13 protein-coding genes and 1 pseudogene are annotated in these 15,406 nt (G+C 71.2%); 9 read left to right on the top strand and 5 right to left on the bottom strand.

Going from position 1 to position 15,406, the window contains the following annotated elements; all coding sequences use genetic code 11:
• Positions 1 to 315: 315 nt before the first annotated feature.
• The 4 genes from ACZ7L1_RS34650 (at position 316) to ACZ7L1_RS34665 (ending at position 6,480) form a co-directional block, all read left to right on the top strand.
• Positions 316 to 531: a type A2 lantipeptide gene (locus ACZ7L1_RS34650; RefSeq protein WP_200419637.1), complete on the top strand. Its 216-nt coding sequence runs from the start codon at positions 316 to 318 to the stop codon at positions 529 to 531.
• Between the two features lie 92 nt (positions 532 to 623).
• Entirely contained in the window at positions 624 to 1,430 is an 807-nt protein-coding gene (locus ACZ7L1_RS34655) for a hypothetical protein (RefSeq protein ID WP_471443053.1), read from the top strand.
• The gene (locus tag ACZ7L1_RS34660; RefSeq protein ID WP_471443055.1) at positions 1,427 to 3,661 is read left to right on the top strand and encodes an NHLP family bacteriocin export ABC transporter peptidase/permease/ATPase subunit; all 2,235 of its coding nucleotides are present in this window, start codon (positions 1,427 to 1,429) and stop codon (positions 3,659 to 3,661) included. Before ACZ7L1_RS34655 ends, ACZ7L1_RS34660 begins: the two co-directional genes overlap by 4 nt.
• 2 nt (positions 3,662 to 3,663) lie before the next feature.
• Positions 3,664 to 6,480: an NHLP bacteriocin export ABC transporter permease/ATPase subunit gene (locus tag ACZ7L1_RS34665; protein ID WP_471443057.1), complete on the top strand. Its 2,817-nt coding sequence runs from the start codon at positions 3,664 to 3,666 to the stop codon at positions 6,478 to 6,480.
• Between the two features lie 4 nt (positions 6,481 to 6,484).
• Here the strand turns inward: ACZ7L1_RS34665 and ACZ7L1_RS34670 are convergent, their stop codons facing one another.
• Both ACZ7L1_RS34670 and ACZ7L1_RS34675 read right to left on the bottom strand, forming a co-directional pair.
• Positions 6,485 to 7,015: an SRPBCC family protein gene (locus ACZ7L1_RS34670; protein ID WP_471443059.1), complete on the bottom strand. Its 531-nt coding sequence runs from the start codon at positions 7,013 to 7,015 to the stop codon at positions 6,485 to 6,487.
• Positions 7,016 to 7,107: 92 nt separating this feature from the next.
• Positions 7,108 to 7,590, bottom strand: a complete 483-nt coding sequence (locus ACZ7L1_RS34675; RefSeq protein ID WP_471443062.1) for a VOC family protein — start codon at positions 7,588 to 7,590, stop codon at positions 7,108 to 7,110.
• Between the two features lie 121 nt (positions 7,591 to 7,711).
• Between ACZ7L1_RS34675 and ACZ7L1_RS34680 the strand changes: the two are divergent.
• From ACZ7L1_RS34680 to ACZ7L1_RS34690, 3 genes and pseudogenes are all read left to right on the top strand, one after another.
• Positions 7,712 to 7,963 (top strand): annotated as a pseudogene (locus ACZ7L1_RS34680) (epoxide hydrolase N-terminal domain-containing protein); the annotation flags it as partial.
• A 236-nt stretch (positions 7,964 to 8,199) separates the two neighbouring features.
• Positions 8,200 to 8,838 carry a ClpP family protease gene (locus ACZ7L1_RS34685; RefSeq protein WP_471443064.1) on the top strand — a complete coding sequence of 213 codons (639 nt, stop codon included), beginning with the start codon at positions 8,200 to 8,202 and terminating at the stop codon, positions 8,836 to 8,838.
• 1 nt (position 8,839) lies between these two features.
• Positions 8,840 to 9,442: a ClpP family protease gene (locus ACZ7L1_RS34690; RefSeq protein WP_471443066.1), complete on the top strand. Its 603-nt coding sequence runs from the start codon at positions 8,840 to 8,842 to the stop codon at positions 9,440 to 9,442.
• Between the two features lie 81 nt (positions 9,443 to 9,523).
• On the opposite strand, the gene ACZ7L1_RS34695 is transcribed toward ACZ7L1_RS34690, so the two are convergent.
• Positions 9,524 to 9,955: a helix-turn-helix domain-containing protein gene (locus ACZ7L1_RS34695; RefSeq protein ID WP_471443068.1), complete on the bottom strand. Its 432-nt coding sequence runs from the start codon at positions 9,953 to 9,955 to the stop codon at positions 9,524 to 9,526.
• 424 nt (positions 9,956 to 10,379) lie between these two features.
• Here ACZ7L1_RS34695 and ACZ7L1_RS34700 point away from each other — a divergent pair, with 424 nt between their 5' ends.
• Positions 10,380 to 11,666 (top strand): streptophobe family protein, encoded by a 1,287-nt coding sequence (locus ACZ7L1_RS34700; protein WP_471443070.1) that lies wholly within the window; start codon positions 10,380 to 10,382, stop codon positions 11,664 to 11,666.
• Between the two features lie 20 nt (positions 11,667 to 11,686).
• On the opposite strand, the gene ACZ7L1_RS34705 is transcribed toward ACZ7L1_RS34700, so the two are convergent.
• Positions 11,687 to 12,097, bottom strand: coding sequence for a hypothetical protein (locus ACZ7L1_RS34705; RefSeq protein WP_471443072.1), 411 nt, complete (start codon positions 12,095 to 12,097; stop codon positions 11,687 to 11,689).
• Between the two features lie 293 nt (positions 12,098 to 12,390).
• Between ACZ7L1_RS34705 and ACZ7L1_RS34710 the strand changes: the two genes are divergently transcribed.
• On the top strand, positions 12,391 to 12,777 hold the full coding sequence (locus tag ACZ7L1_RS34710; protein WP_471443074.1) for a nuclear transport factor 2 family protein: 387 nt from the start codon (positions 12,391 to 12,393) through the stop codon (positions 12,775 to 12,777).
• Between the two features lie 6 nt (positions 12,778 to 12,783).
• Here the strand turns inward: ACZ7L1_RS34710 and ACZ7L1_RS34715 are convergent, their stop codons facing one another.
• On the bottom strand, positions 12,784 to 15,315 hold the full coding sequence (locus ACZ7L1_RS34715; RefSeq protein ID WP_471443076.1) for an ATP-dependent Clp protease ATP-binding subunit: 2,532 nt from the start codon (positions 15,313 to 15,315) through the stop codon (positions 12,784 to 12,786).
• Positions 15,316 to 15,406: the final 91 nt, after the last annotated feature.

Here is a 15,406-nt window from a genome sequence, read left to right on the forward strand (position 1 = left end):
TGAACCCGGACTGTCCCATTCCTTGTCGGGGTGGCAAGAGGCCGTGCGCGACGATGCCGTGCGGCATGTGAAGAAGTCGGCACCAAGACGTGCGCACGCCTGCACGGATCGGCGCTTCGGAAGGTCAATTGCCCAGGTGAGAGCGGTGGTTGATTGGAATCGCCGCGCGCCGCCGTGCTTTGATCCGTTGCACCGCGGGGGCCACCCCAGGGGTCCCGGCAACGGGTGCCCGGCGCTCGCGGACGGCGGCCGACCGTCTGTCCCCAGAAGGGGCCGCTCCCCCTTGTGAATATCCATATGAAGGGAAGTTCCATCATGAACTCCACCCCCCAGGTTGAGACCGCCGAGATCTCGGACGCCGAGCTCGACGCCGTGTCCGGTGGCCTGCAGATCAACGCCGTGGGCACCGCGACCGGCCTGGTGGACGGCATCGCCCCGGTTTCCGGCCTGGTCGGCACGGCCGTCGGCACCGTCGAGGGTGTCACCGGCCTGAACACCGCCCCGGTCACGAACCTGGTCGCCGGTCTCTGACCGCACCGCTGTACCGCTGAGTCCCGGAACCGCTCCCCGGTTCCGGGACTCTCGGATGCCGTGAATCTTCTGGAGTAGGTGAGGGAAGTTCCGTGCAGTTCCGCCAGCAGGCCCTCGCCAAGCTGCAGTCGCCCGAGGAGCTCGATCTCCCGGTGCGCTTCGCCCGCCCCCAGGGTTGGCTGGTCCTGACCGTGACGGTGGTTGCCATGGCCGCCGCGTCGGTGTGGGCCGTCACCGGCTCGGTGGCCTCCACGGTCAGCGCGCCCGCCATCCTCACGCACGCGGAGGGCAGTTACCTCCTGCAGAGCCCGGTGGCCGGACAGGTCACCGCGGTCCTCGCCGAGCAGGGCGAGCGGCTGCCCGCGAACGCGCCCGTGATCAAGGTCCGTACGGAGCAGGGCGAGTCGGTGGTCCGCACGGTCGCCGCGGGCCGTATCACCGAACTCGCCGCCACGATCGGCCAGATCATCCGCACCGGGGCGAACGTCGCCGCGGTGGAGAAGGTGGAGCACGCCTCCGACCCGCTGTACGCGACGGTGTACGTGCCCGCCGAGAACGCCGCGTCGATTCCCGCGAACGCCGCCGTCGACCTCACCGTCCAGTCGGTGCCGGCCCAGCAGTACGGCGTGCTGCGCGGTCATGTGAGGTCCGTCGACCGCACGGCCCAGTCGGCCCAGCAGATCGCCGCGTTCCTCGGGGACGAGCAGCTGGGCGAGCAGTTCACCAAGAAGGGCCGCCCGGTGGCCGTGCTGGTACGGCTCGACACGTCGTCCGGCACGAAGAGCGGCTACAAGTGGTCGTCGGCGGACGGCCCGCCGTTCCCCCTCTCCTCCATGACCCTGGCCACGGGTTCCATCCGCATGGCCGATCAGCGTCCCGTCGATTGGCTCCTGCCGTGACCGCTCCCAAGGAGACCCTGCCTCCGGTACGGGGCAGGCGCCGCGCCGCGCCGCCGAAGCGCACCGTGCCCAAGTCCCGGCGCAAGACGGTCCGCACCCCAACCGTGTTGCAGATGGAGGCCGTCGAGTGCGGCGCCGCCTCCCTGGCGATGGTGCTCGGCCACTACGGCCGGCACGTCCCGCTGGAGGAGCTGCGCATCGCCTGCGGTGTCTCCCGGGACGGCTCACGCGCCAGCAACCTCCTCAAGGCGGCACGCAGTTACGGTCTGACGGCCAAGGGCATGCAGATGGACACGGCCGCGCTCGCCGAGGTGAAAGCGCCCGCGATCCTGTTCTGGGAGTTCAACCACTATGTCGTCTACGACGGCATGGGGCGCCGTTTCGGCCGCCGGGGCGTGTACGTCAACGACCCGGGCAAGGGCCGCCGTTTCGTGCCGATGGAGGACTTCGACACCAGCTTCACCGGGGTCGTCCTGGTGATGGAGCCCGGCGAGGGCTTCACCCGGGGCGGCCGCAGGCCGGGCGTCCTGGGCGCGATGCCGGCCCGGCTGCGCGGCACGGCGGGCGCCCTGCCCGCCGCGGTCCTGGCGAGCCTGCTCCTGGTGGTGGTCGGCGCCGCACTGCCCGCGCTGAGCCGCACGTACATCGACATGTTCCTGATCGGTGGGCAGACTTCGCTGCTCGGCGTGCTGTTCACGTCGATGGCGGCCTGTGTGCTGCTGACGGTGGCGCTCACCTGGTTGCAGCAGGCGAACCTGCTGCGCGGCCGGATCATCTCCTCCACGCTCTCCAGCGCCCGTTTCCTGCGGCATCTGCTGCGGCTTCCGGTGACGTTCTTCGCCCAGCGCAGCCCCGCCGACCTGGTGCAGCGGCTGCAGTCCAACGACGCGGTCGCCGAGACCCTGGCCCGCGACCTCGCGGCGGCGGGCGTCGACGCGATCGTCGTGGTGCTGTACGCGGTGCTGCTGTACACCTACGACCCGCAGCTGACGTTCGTCGGCATCGGGGTGGCGCTGCTGAACGTGGTGGCGATGCGGGTCGTCGTCCGGCTGCGGGCGACCCGCACGGCGAAGCTGCGCGCGGACACGGCGCGGCTGACCAACACCGCCTACACGGGTCTGCAGCTGATCGAGACGATGAAGGCGACCGGCGGTGAGGACGGCTACTTCCGCAAGTGGGCGGGCCAGCACGCCACGACCCTGGAGGAGCAGCAACGGCTCGGTGTGCCGAGCGCCTGGCTCGGTGTGGTCGCGCCGACGCTCGCCACGCTCAACAGTGCGCTGATCCTGTGGATCGGCGGCCTGCGGGCGGTGGAGGGGCATATCTCGGTGGGTCTGCTGGTCGCCTTCCAGGCCCTGGTGACCCGGTTCACCGCGCCGCTGACGCGCCTGAACGGGGTCGCGGGCCGCATCCAGGACTTCGCCGCGGACGTGGCCCGTCTGAAGGACGTGGAGAGCTTCCAGGCCGACCCGCTCTACGGCCGCTTGGGCGGCGGCGCGTCGACGCGCCGGCTGCAGGGCCATGTGGAGCTGGAGAACATCACCTTCGGCTACAGCCCGCTCGACAAGCCGCTGCTGAGCGGCTTCAGCCTGACCGTCGGCCCGGGCCAGCAGGTGGCGCTGGTCGGCGGCTCGGGCAGCGGGAAGTCCACGGTGTCCCGGCTGATCGCCGGCCTGTACGCGCCCTGGGAGGGCGAGATCCGTATCGACGGGCAGCGTCTGGAGGACATTCCGCGCGGCGCGCTCGCCGCCTCGGTCTCCTTCGTCGACCAGGAGATCTTCCTCTTCGAGGGCACGGTCCGCGACAACGTGGCCCTGTGGGACCCGTCTATCCCGGACGACGCGGTGGTCGCCGCCCTGCGGGACGCAGCTCTGTACGACGTGGTGATGCGCCGCCCGGGCGGTATCCACAGCCGGGTGGAGCAGGACGGGCGGAACTTCTCCGGCGGGCAGCGCCAACGCCTGGAGATCGCACGGGCGTTGGTGCGCGACCCCAGCATCCTGGTGCTCGACGAGGTCACCAGTGCGCTGGACGCGGAGACCGAGCAGACCGTGATCGACAACCTGCGCAAGCGCGGCTGCGCCTGCGTGGTGATCGCGCACCGGCTGAGCACGGTGCGCGACAGTGACGAGATCGTGGTGCTCCAGCACGGCACGATCGTGGAACGCGGGCGGCACGACGCCCTGGTGGCGGCCGGCGGGGCGTACGCCGAGCTGGTCAGGGAGCGGTGAGGATGACGGCGGTGCACGAGGGCGACGTCGTCCTGGGCGCTCTGGGCGCGATGGGCGCCCCCATCGACGGCTCGGGCCTGAGCCGGCTCGACCTGGAGGGGCCGCAGGTGCTGTGGCTCGTGGCGTCCGGCGCGCTGGACCTGTTCGCCGTCGACGCGGCGGTACAGGGCCACTGGCACCACCTGGGCCGTCTGGAGCCGGGCTCCCTGCTGCTCGGCCCGGTCGCGGGACCCCAGCACACCCTGGTCGCCCGGCCGGTGCGCGACTGCGTGGTGCGCCGTATCCAGCTGCGTGAGCTGTACCAGCAGGCCGACACCCAGACCTGGTCGTACGACGAGTACGGCAACCCGCAGTACCTGCCGCCGACGACGAGTCCCCTGGAGTACGCCCTCGCTCTGGGTGTCGGCCGGAGCCTGTCGATCCTGTTCCAGGCGCCGATGGCCACCGAGCGGGCCGCCGACATCACCGACGAGGACGTCTTCTGGATGCAGGTGCCGCCGGGCAGCGTCCAGTACGGCTCCCTGTACGGGGCGGAGGCCGCTGCCGACCTGCTGATGGACCCTGCCGTCTGGCAGGGCATGGTGGACCAGCAGTACCGCCTCCTCGCCACCCTGGACCGGTGGATCGAGCAGCTGGAGCGCACCCACGAGACCCGTACCGCGGCCGGTATCAAGGCGGGCGAGGCGGTCCGTGCCCAGGCCGACCGGACGCTGCTGGCGTCCATCGGGAAGTCCTCCGATCGGCGCACCACGGCCGCCGACGCCGACGCCACCTACGCGGCGTGCAAACTGGTGGCCCGCGCGGCCGGCATCATCCTCGCCGAACCGATGGGGAGCGGCGCCGAGAGTGACCGCCTGGACCCGGTGGAACGTATCGCCGTCGCCTCCCGTGTCCGCACCCGGGCGGTACGGCTCGACGGGCGCTGGTGGCACGAGAACGTCGGCCCGCTGGTCGGTCACCGGGCCCTGTCGGGCGCGCCGGTGGCGCTGCTGTGGCGGCGCGGCGGGTATGTCGCCGTGCACCCGTCGTCGGGGCGCGAGACACCGATCGAGAAGGCGAACGCGGCGGAGTTCGCGCCGCGGGCCGTGATGTTCTACCGCCCCCTGCCCGACCAGCGCCTCAGTCCGCTCAGACTGCTGCGGTTCAGCATGCGCGGCATGAGCGGCGATCTTGTCAACCTGCTGATCGGTGGACTGGTGACCGTCGCGATCGGCGCGCTGGTGCCGATCGCCACCGGCAAGGTACTCGGCGAGTACGTGCCGAAGGCGCAGGAAGGGCTGATCGTCCAGGTCTGCCTCGCCCTCATGGTCACCGGTGTGGTGGCGGCCGCCTTCATGCTGCTGGAGAACCTGACCATCCTGCGCCTCGAGGGGCGGATCGAGGCGACCCTCCAGCCCGCGGTCTGGGACCGGCTGCTGAGACTGCCGACGAAGTTCTTCGCCGAGCGCTCCACGGGCGAGCTGGCGAGCGCCGCGATGGGGGTCAGTGCGATCCGGCGGCTCCTCGCCGGAGTCGGTCCCACGGTGGCCCAGTCGGTGACGGTCGGCGCGATGAACCTGGGGCTGCTGCTGTGGTACAGCGTGCCCATGGCCATGGCCGCCATCGGCATGCTCGTCGTCATAGCCGCCGTCTTCCTCGGGCTCGGGCTGTGGCAGGTGCGCTGGCAGCGGCGGCTGGTGCAGCTCAGCAACAAGCTGAACAACCAGGCGTTCCAGACCCTGCGCGGCCTGCCCAAGCTGCGGGTGGCGGCGGCCGAGAACTACGCCTACGCCGCCTGGGCGCGGGAGTTCGCGCGCAGCCGCGAACTGCAGCAGAAGGTGGGCCGGATCAAGAACCTCACCACGGTGCTGGGCGCGGTGTATCTGCCGCTGTGCTCCCTGCTGCTGTTCATGCTGCTGGCGGGGCCCGCGAAGGGTGCGTTGTCGGCCGCCGACTTCCTCACCTTCAACACCTCGATGACCATGCTGCTCACCTCGGTCACCCAGCTGACCGGCGCGTTCGTGTCGGCGGTGGCCGCGCTGCCGCTGTTCGAGGAGATCAGGCCGGTGCTGGACGCGACACCCGAGGTGCGCACGGCGAGCACCCGGCCGGGGGTCCTCTCCGGGGCGATCGAGGCGCGCAGGCTCTCCTTCCGGTACGCCGACGACGGTCCCCTGGTCCTCGACGACGTCTCCTTCGAGGTGAAACCGGGCGAGTTCGTGGCGATCGTTGGCCCGAGCGGCTGCGGCAAGTCGACGCTGCTGCGTCTGCTGATCGGCTTCGACAAGCCGGTGTCCGGCAGTGTGCTCTACGACGGTCAGGACCTCTCGGCGCTCGACCAGTCGGCGGTGCGCCGCCAGTGCGGGGTGGTGCTCCAGCACGCGCAGCCGATGAACGGGTCCATCCTGGACGTCATCTGCGGCACCGAGCCGTACACCCCCGAGGAGGCGATGGCGGCGGCCGAGATGGCGGGCCTCGCCGAGGACATCCAGCGGATGCCGATGGGGCTGCACACCATCGTCCAGGGCAGCGGCGCGATCTCGGGCGGCCAGCGGCAGCGGCTCATGATCGCTCAGGCGCTGATCCGCCGGCCGCGCATCCTGTTCTTCGACGAGGCGACGAGCGCGCTGGACAACGAGACGCAGCGCAAGGTCATCGAGTCCACCCGCGCCCTGAACGCCACCCGGATCGTCATCGCCCACCGCCTGTCCACGGTGCTGGACGCGGACCGTGTCATCGTGATGGAGGACGGCAGGATCGCCCAGCAGGGCCCGCCGGCCCTGCTCCTCGCCGACACGACCGGCCGGCTGCACGAGCTGGTGCGGCGGCAGATGGCGTGAGGGGTCAGGCGTCGGCGCCGGGGATGGGCGCGCCCGAGGGGACCCCGGCCTCCACGTAGGCCTCGTAGTACTCCTTCCAGGGCGCGGTGGGCCCGGAATGCGGCCTCTCGGAGCGCCCACCGCGGGACTTCGCGTCCAGGGCGGCCAGGCAGACCTCCCAGCCGGCGCCGTTGCGGGCGGCGGCGTTCCGCTCGCCCAGGACGTTGGTCAGGGTGAACCGGGTGCGTCCGTCGCCAGGTTCCTCCAGGTCGAAGCGGAGTTCGTCATCACCCCACGCGAAGGAGAGGTGCCGGGGCGCGTCGACGGCGAGGACGGTGCCGGTGGACTCGGGCATGTTCGGGTCCCCGCTGAATCGGACGGTCCCGCCGGGGCGCAGGTCGAACTCGGCGCGGGAGGGGAACCATGCGGCGAGTTCGTCCGGATCGGTGACGAACCGCCAGACACGGTCGATCGGGTGGTCGTGGACCCGGCTGAAGCGGACGGCGGGGCGGCCGTCGTCGAGGGTGAGGTAGGTACAGGTGAGGTCGGCGGCCATGGCGAATCAGTCCTTCCGGTTGTGGGCGCGCCGCAACGATCGCGGCGGCCGGCTCACCCTGTCACGGGAGGGCCGCCGTCGCCCCGCGGTCGCTACTCGCCCGCGTACGCCTTCTCCAGGGCGGCGATGTCGAGCTTGCCCATCGACAGCATCGCGCGCGTGGTGCGGGCCGCCTTCTCCTGGTCCGGGTCACCGACCATGTCGAGGAGCCCGTCGGGGATGACCTGCCAGGACACGCCGTACCTGTCCTTGAGCCAGCCGCAGGGGCCCGGCTGACCGCCGCCCTCGGTGAGCTTGGTCCAGTAGTAGTCGATCTCCTCCTGGTTCTCGCAGTAGATCTGGAAGGAGATCGCCTCGTTGAACCTGAACTGGGGTCCGCCGTTCAGCGCGACGAACTTGTGGCCGTTGGCCGTGAAGTCGACGGCGATCACGGAACCGGCGGGTCCGGGGCCGGCCTCGGTGTAGCGGCCGACCTGCCCGATGCTGGAGTTCTTGAAGATCGACACGTAGTAGTGCGCGGCGTCCTCGGCCTGGCCGTCGAACCAGAGACAGGTGGTGAATCCCTCGGTGGCCATGTGTACCTCCTGGAGTGCGGAAGCGGTCACCTGTGCAGACCGATCCTCGCCCCGGAACTCATCGGCCGGACCGCGGATTAATCCGTGTGGCGGTCTCTGTGCCCGTCACTGGCATCGCCGCATGACGTCCTCCCCCGACGAGAGCATCCGGCCCTTCCGTCTCGCGATCCCCCAGAGCGACCTCGACGATCTCCATGACCGGCTCGACCGCACCCGCTGGCCCGACGAGCTGCCCGGTGTGGGGTGGGCGTACGGAGTGCCCCGCGACCATCTGAAGGAGCTCGTGCGGTACTGGCGCCACGACTACGACTGGCGGGCCGCCGAGGCGCGGCTGAACGCGTGGACGCAGTTCACGACGGAGATCGGCGGAGCGTACGGAGAACCTCGTGCGCTGGACGGAGTACGACCGGGGCGGGCACTTCGCGGCCATGGAGGAGCCGGACCTGCTGGTGGAGGACGTACGGGCGTTCTTCCGGCAGCTGCGCGAGCAGGGCTGAGCCGTGGCCTCTGCCCGTGGCGAATCTGCGGCGGGCAGAGAAACCGCATCCGGGGATCTCCGGAGGTCAAGAGTGGAGTCGACGGCATCCACGCCATCGACAAGGAGACCCGATGACTCCACTCACCACGCTCTCACCGCGGGCGGAGGAGGGCGACACCCCGCCCAGCCGGTTCGACGACCACCTCGCCGCGCAGCTGCTCGCCCAGCGGATCGTCTTCCTCGGCACTCAGGTCGACGAGGTGTCGGCCAACCGGGTGTGCGCGCAGCTGCTCCTGCTGTCGGCGGAGGATCCGCGTACCGACATCAGCCTGTACATCAACAGCCCCGGCGGATCGGTCACCGCGGGGCTCGCGATCTACGACACGATGCGGCTCATCCCGAACGACGTCTCGACGCTGGTGATGGGGTTCGCGGCGAGCATGGGGCAGTTCCTGCTCACCGTGGGGACGCGGGGGAAGCGGTTCGCGCTGCCGAACGCACGGATCATGATGCACCAGCCGTCGGCGGGCATCGGCGGCACCGCCGCGGACATCGAGATCCAGGCGGAGAACCTTCAGTTCACCAAGGAGGCCATCGAGCGGATCACCGCCGAGCACACCGGGCAGAGCGAGGAGACGATCGCTCGGGACGGCGACCGGGACCGCTGGTTCACGGCCGAGCAGGCCAGGGAGTACGGGATGGTGGACCGGGTGGTGGAGTCGCTCGCCGACGTCCGCCCGGCCGCGTCGCGCCGGCGGATGGGGTTGTGACATGGGGTCGTACACGGTTCCGTACGTCATCGAGCGGACCGCGCAGGGTGAGCGGTCCTACGACGTCTTCAGCCGGCTGCTCAACGAGCGGATCATCTTCCTCGGCACCGAGATCGACGACGGGGTCGCCAATGTGGTCATCGCGCAACTGCTGCACCTGGAGTCGTCGAATCCCGAGCACGAGATCTCGATCTACCTCAACTCGCCCGGAGGATCGTTCACTTCCCTGATGGCGATCTACGACACGATGACGTTCGTGCAATCCCCGATCTCCACCTTCTGCGTCGGCCAGGCGGCCTCCACGGCGGCGGTGCTGCTGGCGGGCGGAGATCCCGGGCGGCGGTTCGTGCTCCAGCACGCGCGGGTGCTGCTCGGCCAGCCGGCCAGCGGCGGACGGCAGGGCACGGTCTCCGACCTCAGCCTCGCGGCCAAGGAAATGGTCCGCATTCGCTCCCAGGTGGAGCAGGTCCTGTCCCGTCACACCCACCACGACGTGGCGACGCTGCGCGCGGACATGGACCGGGACAAGGTGTTCACCGCCGAGGAGGCCGTCGCCTACGGACTCGCCGACGAGGTGCTGAGCCGACGGCTCGCGTTCGTCTGAGGCCGGAGCGACCGGGGCCGGAGGCCGGCCCGACGGCCGGTGCGGCAGGGCGCGCCCCCGCCGTGCCGGCCCTCGGTTCGGTCAGGCGGCGAGGCAGAGGCCGTCGTACTGCGCCGTCGGCGACCTGCGGCCTCGGCCCACCCGGCTCCGGGCGTACCGGGCCAGCTCGTCCTGGGCGAGCGAGAGCAGGTCGGCGAGGCCGAGTCCCAAGGCCTGGGCGGCGGCCGCGAGAACCTCGGAGGAGGCCTCCTTGCGGCCGCGTTCCAGTTCTGACAGGTACGGCATCGAGATCCGGGCCGCCTCCGCGACGTCCTTCAACGTGCGCTCCTGGGCGAGCCGCTCGCGCCGCAGCACATCACCGACGAGGTCGCGCCACAAGGGCTCCTTGGGCGCGGGTGGCTGCGGGGCCCCCGTCGGTCGCTGGGTGGTGCGGGTCGCCCCACCGGAGCCGGGCGGCGCGGTCTGCGGGCGCAGGGGGATGACGCGGGCTTCGTTCGGCGCATGAGTGTTCACCCCTTCAGCCTAGGGATCCGGGGCGCCACGGGAAGGGAGCGGCTTTCTGCCCTCGGTGAAGCCGTGCGGCCGGGCTGGTGGCGGCAGTTGACGGGTGCCGCGGCCCGGCCATCGACCGATGTGGCCGTCAATGCGCCCGCGAGGAAATCGATGCACTCGCGGAGGAAGTGGCGCGGCCGTGCGAGGCGCCGTGGGGCTGCCTAGTGCTGTGGCCGGAAAGGTCTGCCGGAAAGCTCGCGGCGTCCGGTGCGGTGCATCGCAAGCCGGAGCGTCGCCCGCGTACCGGATGTACTCGGGCGATGCGACAACGCGGCGAGGTGCCGTGCCGGACGGCTTTACGGAGCCACTTTGGCGCGAGCCTCGAAGATCATGGCCTCAGCCGCGAGCCGGTGAACCTTTCCGGCCACAGCACTAGCGTGGCTGTGTGAGCGTCACGAGCCCGCCCGGTCGGGCCGCCGCCCGCACCGGCGGCCCGGCACTCGCACCGCACGGCTGGGTGCGGGCCGGCGTCACCGTGCTGGCCGGGCTGATCGTCATGGGCGCGCTCGCCGCGCTCGGGCTGTGGGCGGCCGGCGGCAACGACATCCCGGAGGGCGGGTTCCCCCGCGTGGTCGCGGCCGTGGTCGTCGTCGCGGCCGGCGGCAGTGTGAGGCTGGCGGGCGACGCCGGCGTGCTGGCCGGCACACGCGGGGGGCTGACGGTGATGCCGCTGTCGGTGACGCTGGCCGGGGGGCTGGTGCTCGCCACGGGATTCCTGCGCCCGCTGCGGCAGCGGGCCGTCGTCGGCGGGCGTGAACTGGCGGGCTGGGCCGGGCGGATCGCCGTGCTGTGGCTGGTGGCGCTCGTCGGCCTCGCCCTGGTGGCCCGCCAGACCTTCGCGGTCCCGCTCGGCACCGGAACGATCGGCGACATCGGCAGCCTGTTCGGGATCTCCCCGAGGATCGGCTTCGCCACGGACTTGTGGCCGACCCTGTTGTTCGGTCTGCTCTGGCTGGCGGGCGTGCTCGTCCTCGCCCTACTGGTGTCACGAGGTGCGCCGCTGCCGGTCCGGCTGCTGCCCTTGCAGGAGTCGGTGCGGCCGGCCGCCTACGCCATGGTGGCCCTGCTGCTCGCCTGCGTCGCCCTGGGCGCCGTCGTCGCGCTGGTGGTGGCGGCGACCCGGGGGCACCCCGCCGAGACGTTCGCGCTGATCGTGCTGGGCCTGCCCAATCTGGTGTGGCCGGTGCTCACCCTCGGCATGGGCGCCACCTGGCACGGCCGGGTGGACGGGCCGTTCGGGCTGCCCGTGCCGCATCTGCTCGACGAGGTGCTGCGGACTCCGGCCCTCTCGACGCTGAACCTTCGTACGCTCGCACGGTACGACGGTCGGGTGTGGTGGCTCGTGGCCGTGGACGCCGTGCTGCTGATCGCCGCCGGGTTCGTGCTGGCGGCTCGCTCACCGGCGTGGATGCGGCCATGGCGGCACGCCGTGCACATGGCGGTCGCACTGATGGCGGCGGTTCTCGCCGTCTGCCTGCTGTGCCGGGTCTCGGCGCACTACGGCCTGTCGCTCATCGGGGTCGGCGACCTCGGCGGCGGGCTGTCCGGCGTGCTGTTCCTGAGACCCGGGCCGGGGACGGCGCTGGGCCTCGCCATGGTGTGGGGACTTGCGACCGGGTTCGCGGGCGGGCTGCTCGCCCAGCGGGTGCGCCGACGGGGCGAGGTTCCGTGACACCGGGCCCCGGCCCTCGGTCAGGCCACCGGGGTGGACAGCGCGGGCACGAACCGTTGCATCCGCAGCGCGTCCACGGACTCGGCGAGCAGTTCGTACTCGGTGGTGTCGTCACTGACGGCGACCCGGACCAGCCGTCCGGCCGCCAGCTCCTCGGCCACCCTCTCCTGCTGCCCGACGTCCTTGCACCAGGCGCGCAGGACGGCCGGCACGTCCGGGACCGTGTCGGCGACGGGGGCGATGGAGTTCGGCGGGAAGAGCGGGCTGTCGGGGTCCGGGTCGAGCCGTTCGGCGATCCAGGAGGCACGGTCGCGCATCCACCACAGGGCGAGGGCCAGGGTCGGGGCGCGGTAGGTGCCGAGGGGGACGCCGACCCGTTGCCCTCCGCAGATGCCGTATGCCGTGACATGGCACAGGAACTCGTCGTGCACGATCGCCCCCCGTGCGGTAGCGCTTTCTATCGTGACCCGGTTCGTCCGCTCCTTCGAGTATCGACACTCCTGACACTCTGTCACCATGTGATTTCAGCCAGTCTCCTGGCATATTCACCGTTGCTTTCTGGCCGAAACGAGCCGTCTTCGCCCGGCGTGCTCCGCTTACCCGGGAGGTAATCGACGCCCCCAGGCGTGTCCGGGCATGGTTGCGGTGTCGGACCCCGGCAGGCACCACACCCCGGGGTCCGGCTTCCGACCAGCGCATATGACCTCACCGGAGGCTGATCGCCATGTCCGCAGAGACCAACCGCTACGAGTCCGCCGTCGCCCGCTACTTCGAGGCGTGGAACACCCGGGACGCCCAGGCGCTGGCGAAGGCCATCGCCGCCGCCTGGACCGCGGACGGAACCTACACCGACCCCCTGGCCGACGTCAGCGGCCACGAGCAGATCGCGGCCGTGATCACGGGAGCGCACGCGCAGTTCCCGGGGTTCTCCTTCCGGCTCATGGGCGCGGTCGACGGGCACCACGACCTCGCCCGGTTCTCCTGGGAGTTGGTGAGCGACGCGGACGGATCGGCACCGGTCGCCGGCTCCGACGTGATCACCCTCGACGACGAGGGGCGCATCCGCACCGTGCACGGGTTCCTGGACCGCGTGCCCGCAGGCGCGGCCTAGGAGGGCCTAGGAGATGGGTCCGGGCCAGCTCGGAGGCTCCTCCTCGGTGTCCTCCTTGCCGGCGCCCGCCGCTCCCTGTGACGGTGGCGTCTCCTTCGCCCTGAGGCTCAGGCTCAGTTCACCGTCCGCGACGTCGACCACGACCGTGTCGCCCGCGTTGAGCGTGCCGTCGAGCAGCATGTTCGACAGCCGGTTGTCGAGTTCCGTCTGGATGGTGCGGCGCAGCGGCCGGGCCCCGTACTCCGGCTGGTAGCCGCGGTTCGCCAGCCACTCCTTGGCCGTCTCGGTGACCTCCAGGCCGATCTGCTGGGCGTGCAGCCGGCGTCGGCTGCCCTCCAGGAGCAGGTCGACGATCCGCACCAGGTCCCGGCGGCCCAGGGCGTGGAAGACGATGACCTCGTCGATCCGGTTGAGGAACTCCGGACGGAAGTGCGCGTGGAGTTCCGCCGTCAGGTCGTCCCTGATCTCGTCGATGTCGCCGTGGTGGTCGAGGATGTGCTTGGAGGCGATGTTGCTGGTCATGATGACGACGGTGTTACGGAAGTCGACCGTGCGCCCCTGCGCGTCGGTGAGCCGTCCGTCGTCCAGGACCTGCAGCAGCAGGTTGAACACGTCGCGGTGGGCCTTCTCCACCTCGTCGAACAGCACGACGCTGTACGGCTTGCGGCGCACCGCCTCGGTCAGTTGGCCGGCCTCCTCGTAGCCGACGTAGCCGGGCGGGGAGCCGATGAGCCGGGAGACGGTGTGCTTCTCCTGGAACTCGCTCATGTCGAAGCGGATCATGCGGTCCGGGTCGCCGAAGAGCAGTTCCGCGAGCGCCTTGGCGAGTTCCGTCTTGCCGACGCCGGTGGGGCCGAGGAAGAGGAAGCTGCCGGTGGGCCGGTTCGGGTCGCCCATGCCGGCCCGGCCGCGGCGCACGGCCTGGGCCACGGCGGTGACCGCGTCGTCCTGGCCGACGACCCGCTCGTGCAGGACCTCCTCCAGCTTCATCAGCCGGTCGCGTTCGGTCTCGGTGAGCTGGGAGACCGGAATACCGGTGCGGGCGGAGAGGACTTCGGCGATGTCGTCGGGGGTGACGCTGGGCGTGGGTGCTCCACCCTCGCCGACCGAGGCCAGTCGGCCCTCCAAATTCGTTATCTCACCCTTGAGTTGGCTCGCGCGCTCGAAGTCCTCGGTGCTGACGGCCTCGTCCTTCTCCCGGCGCAGCCGGGTGAGCCGGTCCTCGAGGTCCGCGGCCTCCGCGGAGTCCCCCACACTGCGCAGACCCACCCGGGCTCCGGCCTGGTCCATGAGGTCGATGGCCTTGTCGGGCAGGAAGCGGTCGCTGATGTAGCGGTCGGAGAGGGCGGCCGCGGCGTCCAGCGCCTCGTCGGTGTAGCGCACCTGGTGATGCGCCTCGTAGGCGTCGCGCAGTCCGCGCAGGATCTCGACCGTCTCCTCGACGGTGGGTTCGGGCACCATGACGGGCTGGAAGCGGCGCTCCAGCGCGGCGTCCTTCTCGATGCGCTTGCGGTACTCGTCGATGGTGGTGGCGCCGACCACGCTGAGGTCGCCGCGGGCGAGGGCGGGCTTGAGAATGTTTCCCGCGTCCATGGAGCCCTCGCCGGTACCGCCGGCGCCGACGACCGTGTGCAGTTCGTCGATGAAGAGAACGACGCTCTTGTCGGCCCCGGTGACCTCGTCGATGACCTTCTTCAGCCGCTCCTCGAACTGGCCCCGGTACTGGGACCCGGCGACGAGTCCGGCGAGGTCGAGGGCGACCACCCGGCGGTCCTTCAGCGCCTTGGGGACCTCCCCGGCGACGATGCGCTGGGCCAGCCCTTCGACGATCGCGGTCTTGCCGACGCCCGGGTCGCCGATCAGCACCGGGTTGTTCTTCGTGCGGCGGGAGAGGACCTCGATGGTCTGCTCGATCTCGGCCGCCCGGCCGACCACCGGGTCTAGGCGTCCGGCGCGCGCCTCGTCGGTCAGGTCGCGCCCGTACTCGTCGAGCGTCGGTGTGTCGGGATGCCCGCCCGTCTCCCGTCCCTGCCGGGGCGAGCCGCCGAGCGCGCCCGGGGTGGCTCCCTCGGCCCTCAGGGTCCGGGCCAGCGGGGAGCGCGGATCGTCCAGGAGCGCGGCGAGGATGTGCTCCGGGCCGATGTAGGAGGCGCCGGCCGCCTGGGAGCGGGCGTGTGCTGCGAGCAGGGCGCGTTTGGCCGCCGGGGTCAGCGCGGGCTCACCGGTACCGGTCCCGGAGGGCAGGGAGTCCCGCAGGTCGTCGGCGAGCTTGCCGGGATCCGCGCCCGCCTGCTCCAGCACCTGGCGTGCGGCCGGCACCTGGGTCGCGGCCCACAGCAGGTGGACGGTGTCGAGATCGGACCCGTCCTCGGCCGCCCGGGTGCCGGCGGTGGCGAGCATCTCCTGCGCGGAGTCGCTGAGGAGTCGTCCGATGGGGACGCGTTGGACGGCCGGCGGTGAGGTCGCCGGACTCATGCCGAAGAAGCGGTTGAAGAGTTCGGAGAACGGGTCGCCTGACCCGAAGGGTGAGATCGTCACGATGACCACCCGTCCGCGGCCGACACGGCCGCGTCGCCCGCCGTAGTCGAATGCCCGTACCTGCCCAGTCTTGAACACGTGGAACGGCCCC

Source organism: Streptomyces sp. NPDC107546, from assembly GCF_055639175.1.

Bases quoted from the DNA above. Each gene is read 5' to 3' on its own strand.
- ACZ7L1_RS34710 (WP_471443074.1), top strand. From the start codon at position 12,391: ATGTCCGCAGAGACCAACCGCTACGAGTCCGCCGTCGCCCGCTACTTC.
- ACZ7L1_RS34675 (WP_471443062.1), bottom strand. From the start codon at position 7,590: ATGGCCACCGAGGGATTCACCACCTGTCTCTGGTTCGACGGCCAGGCC.
- ACZ7L1_RS34685 (WP_471443064.1), top strand. From the start codon at position 8,200: ATGACTCCACTCACCACGCTCTCACCGCGGGCGGAGGAGGGCGACACC.
- ACZ7L1_RS34650 (WP_200419637.1), top strand. From the start codon at position 316: ATGAACTCCACCCCCCAGGTTGAGACCGCCGAGATCTCGGACGCCGAG.
- ACZ7L1_RS34690 (WP_471443066.1), top strand. From the start codon at position 8,840: ATGGGGTCGTACACGGTTCCGTACGTCATCGAGCGGACCGCGCAGGGT.
- ACZ7L1_RS34665 (WP_471443057.1), top strand. From the start codon at position 3,664: ATGACGGCGGTGCACGAGGGCGACGTCGTCCTGGGCGCTCTGGGCGCG.
- ACZ7L1_RS34670 (WP_471443059.1), bottom strand. From the start codon at position 7,015: ATGGCCGCCGACCTCACCTGTACCTACCTCACCCTCGACGACGGCCGC.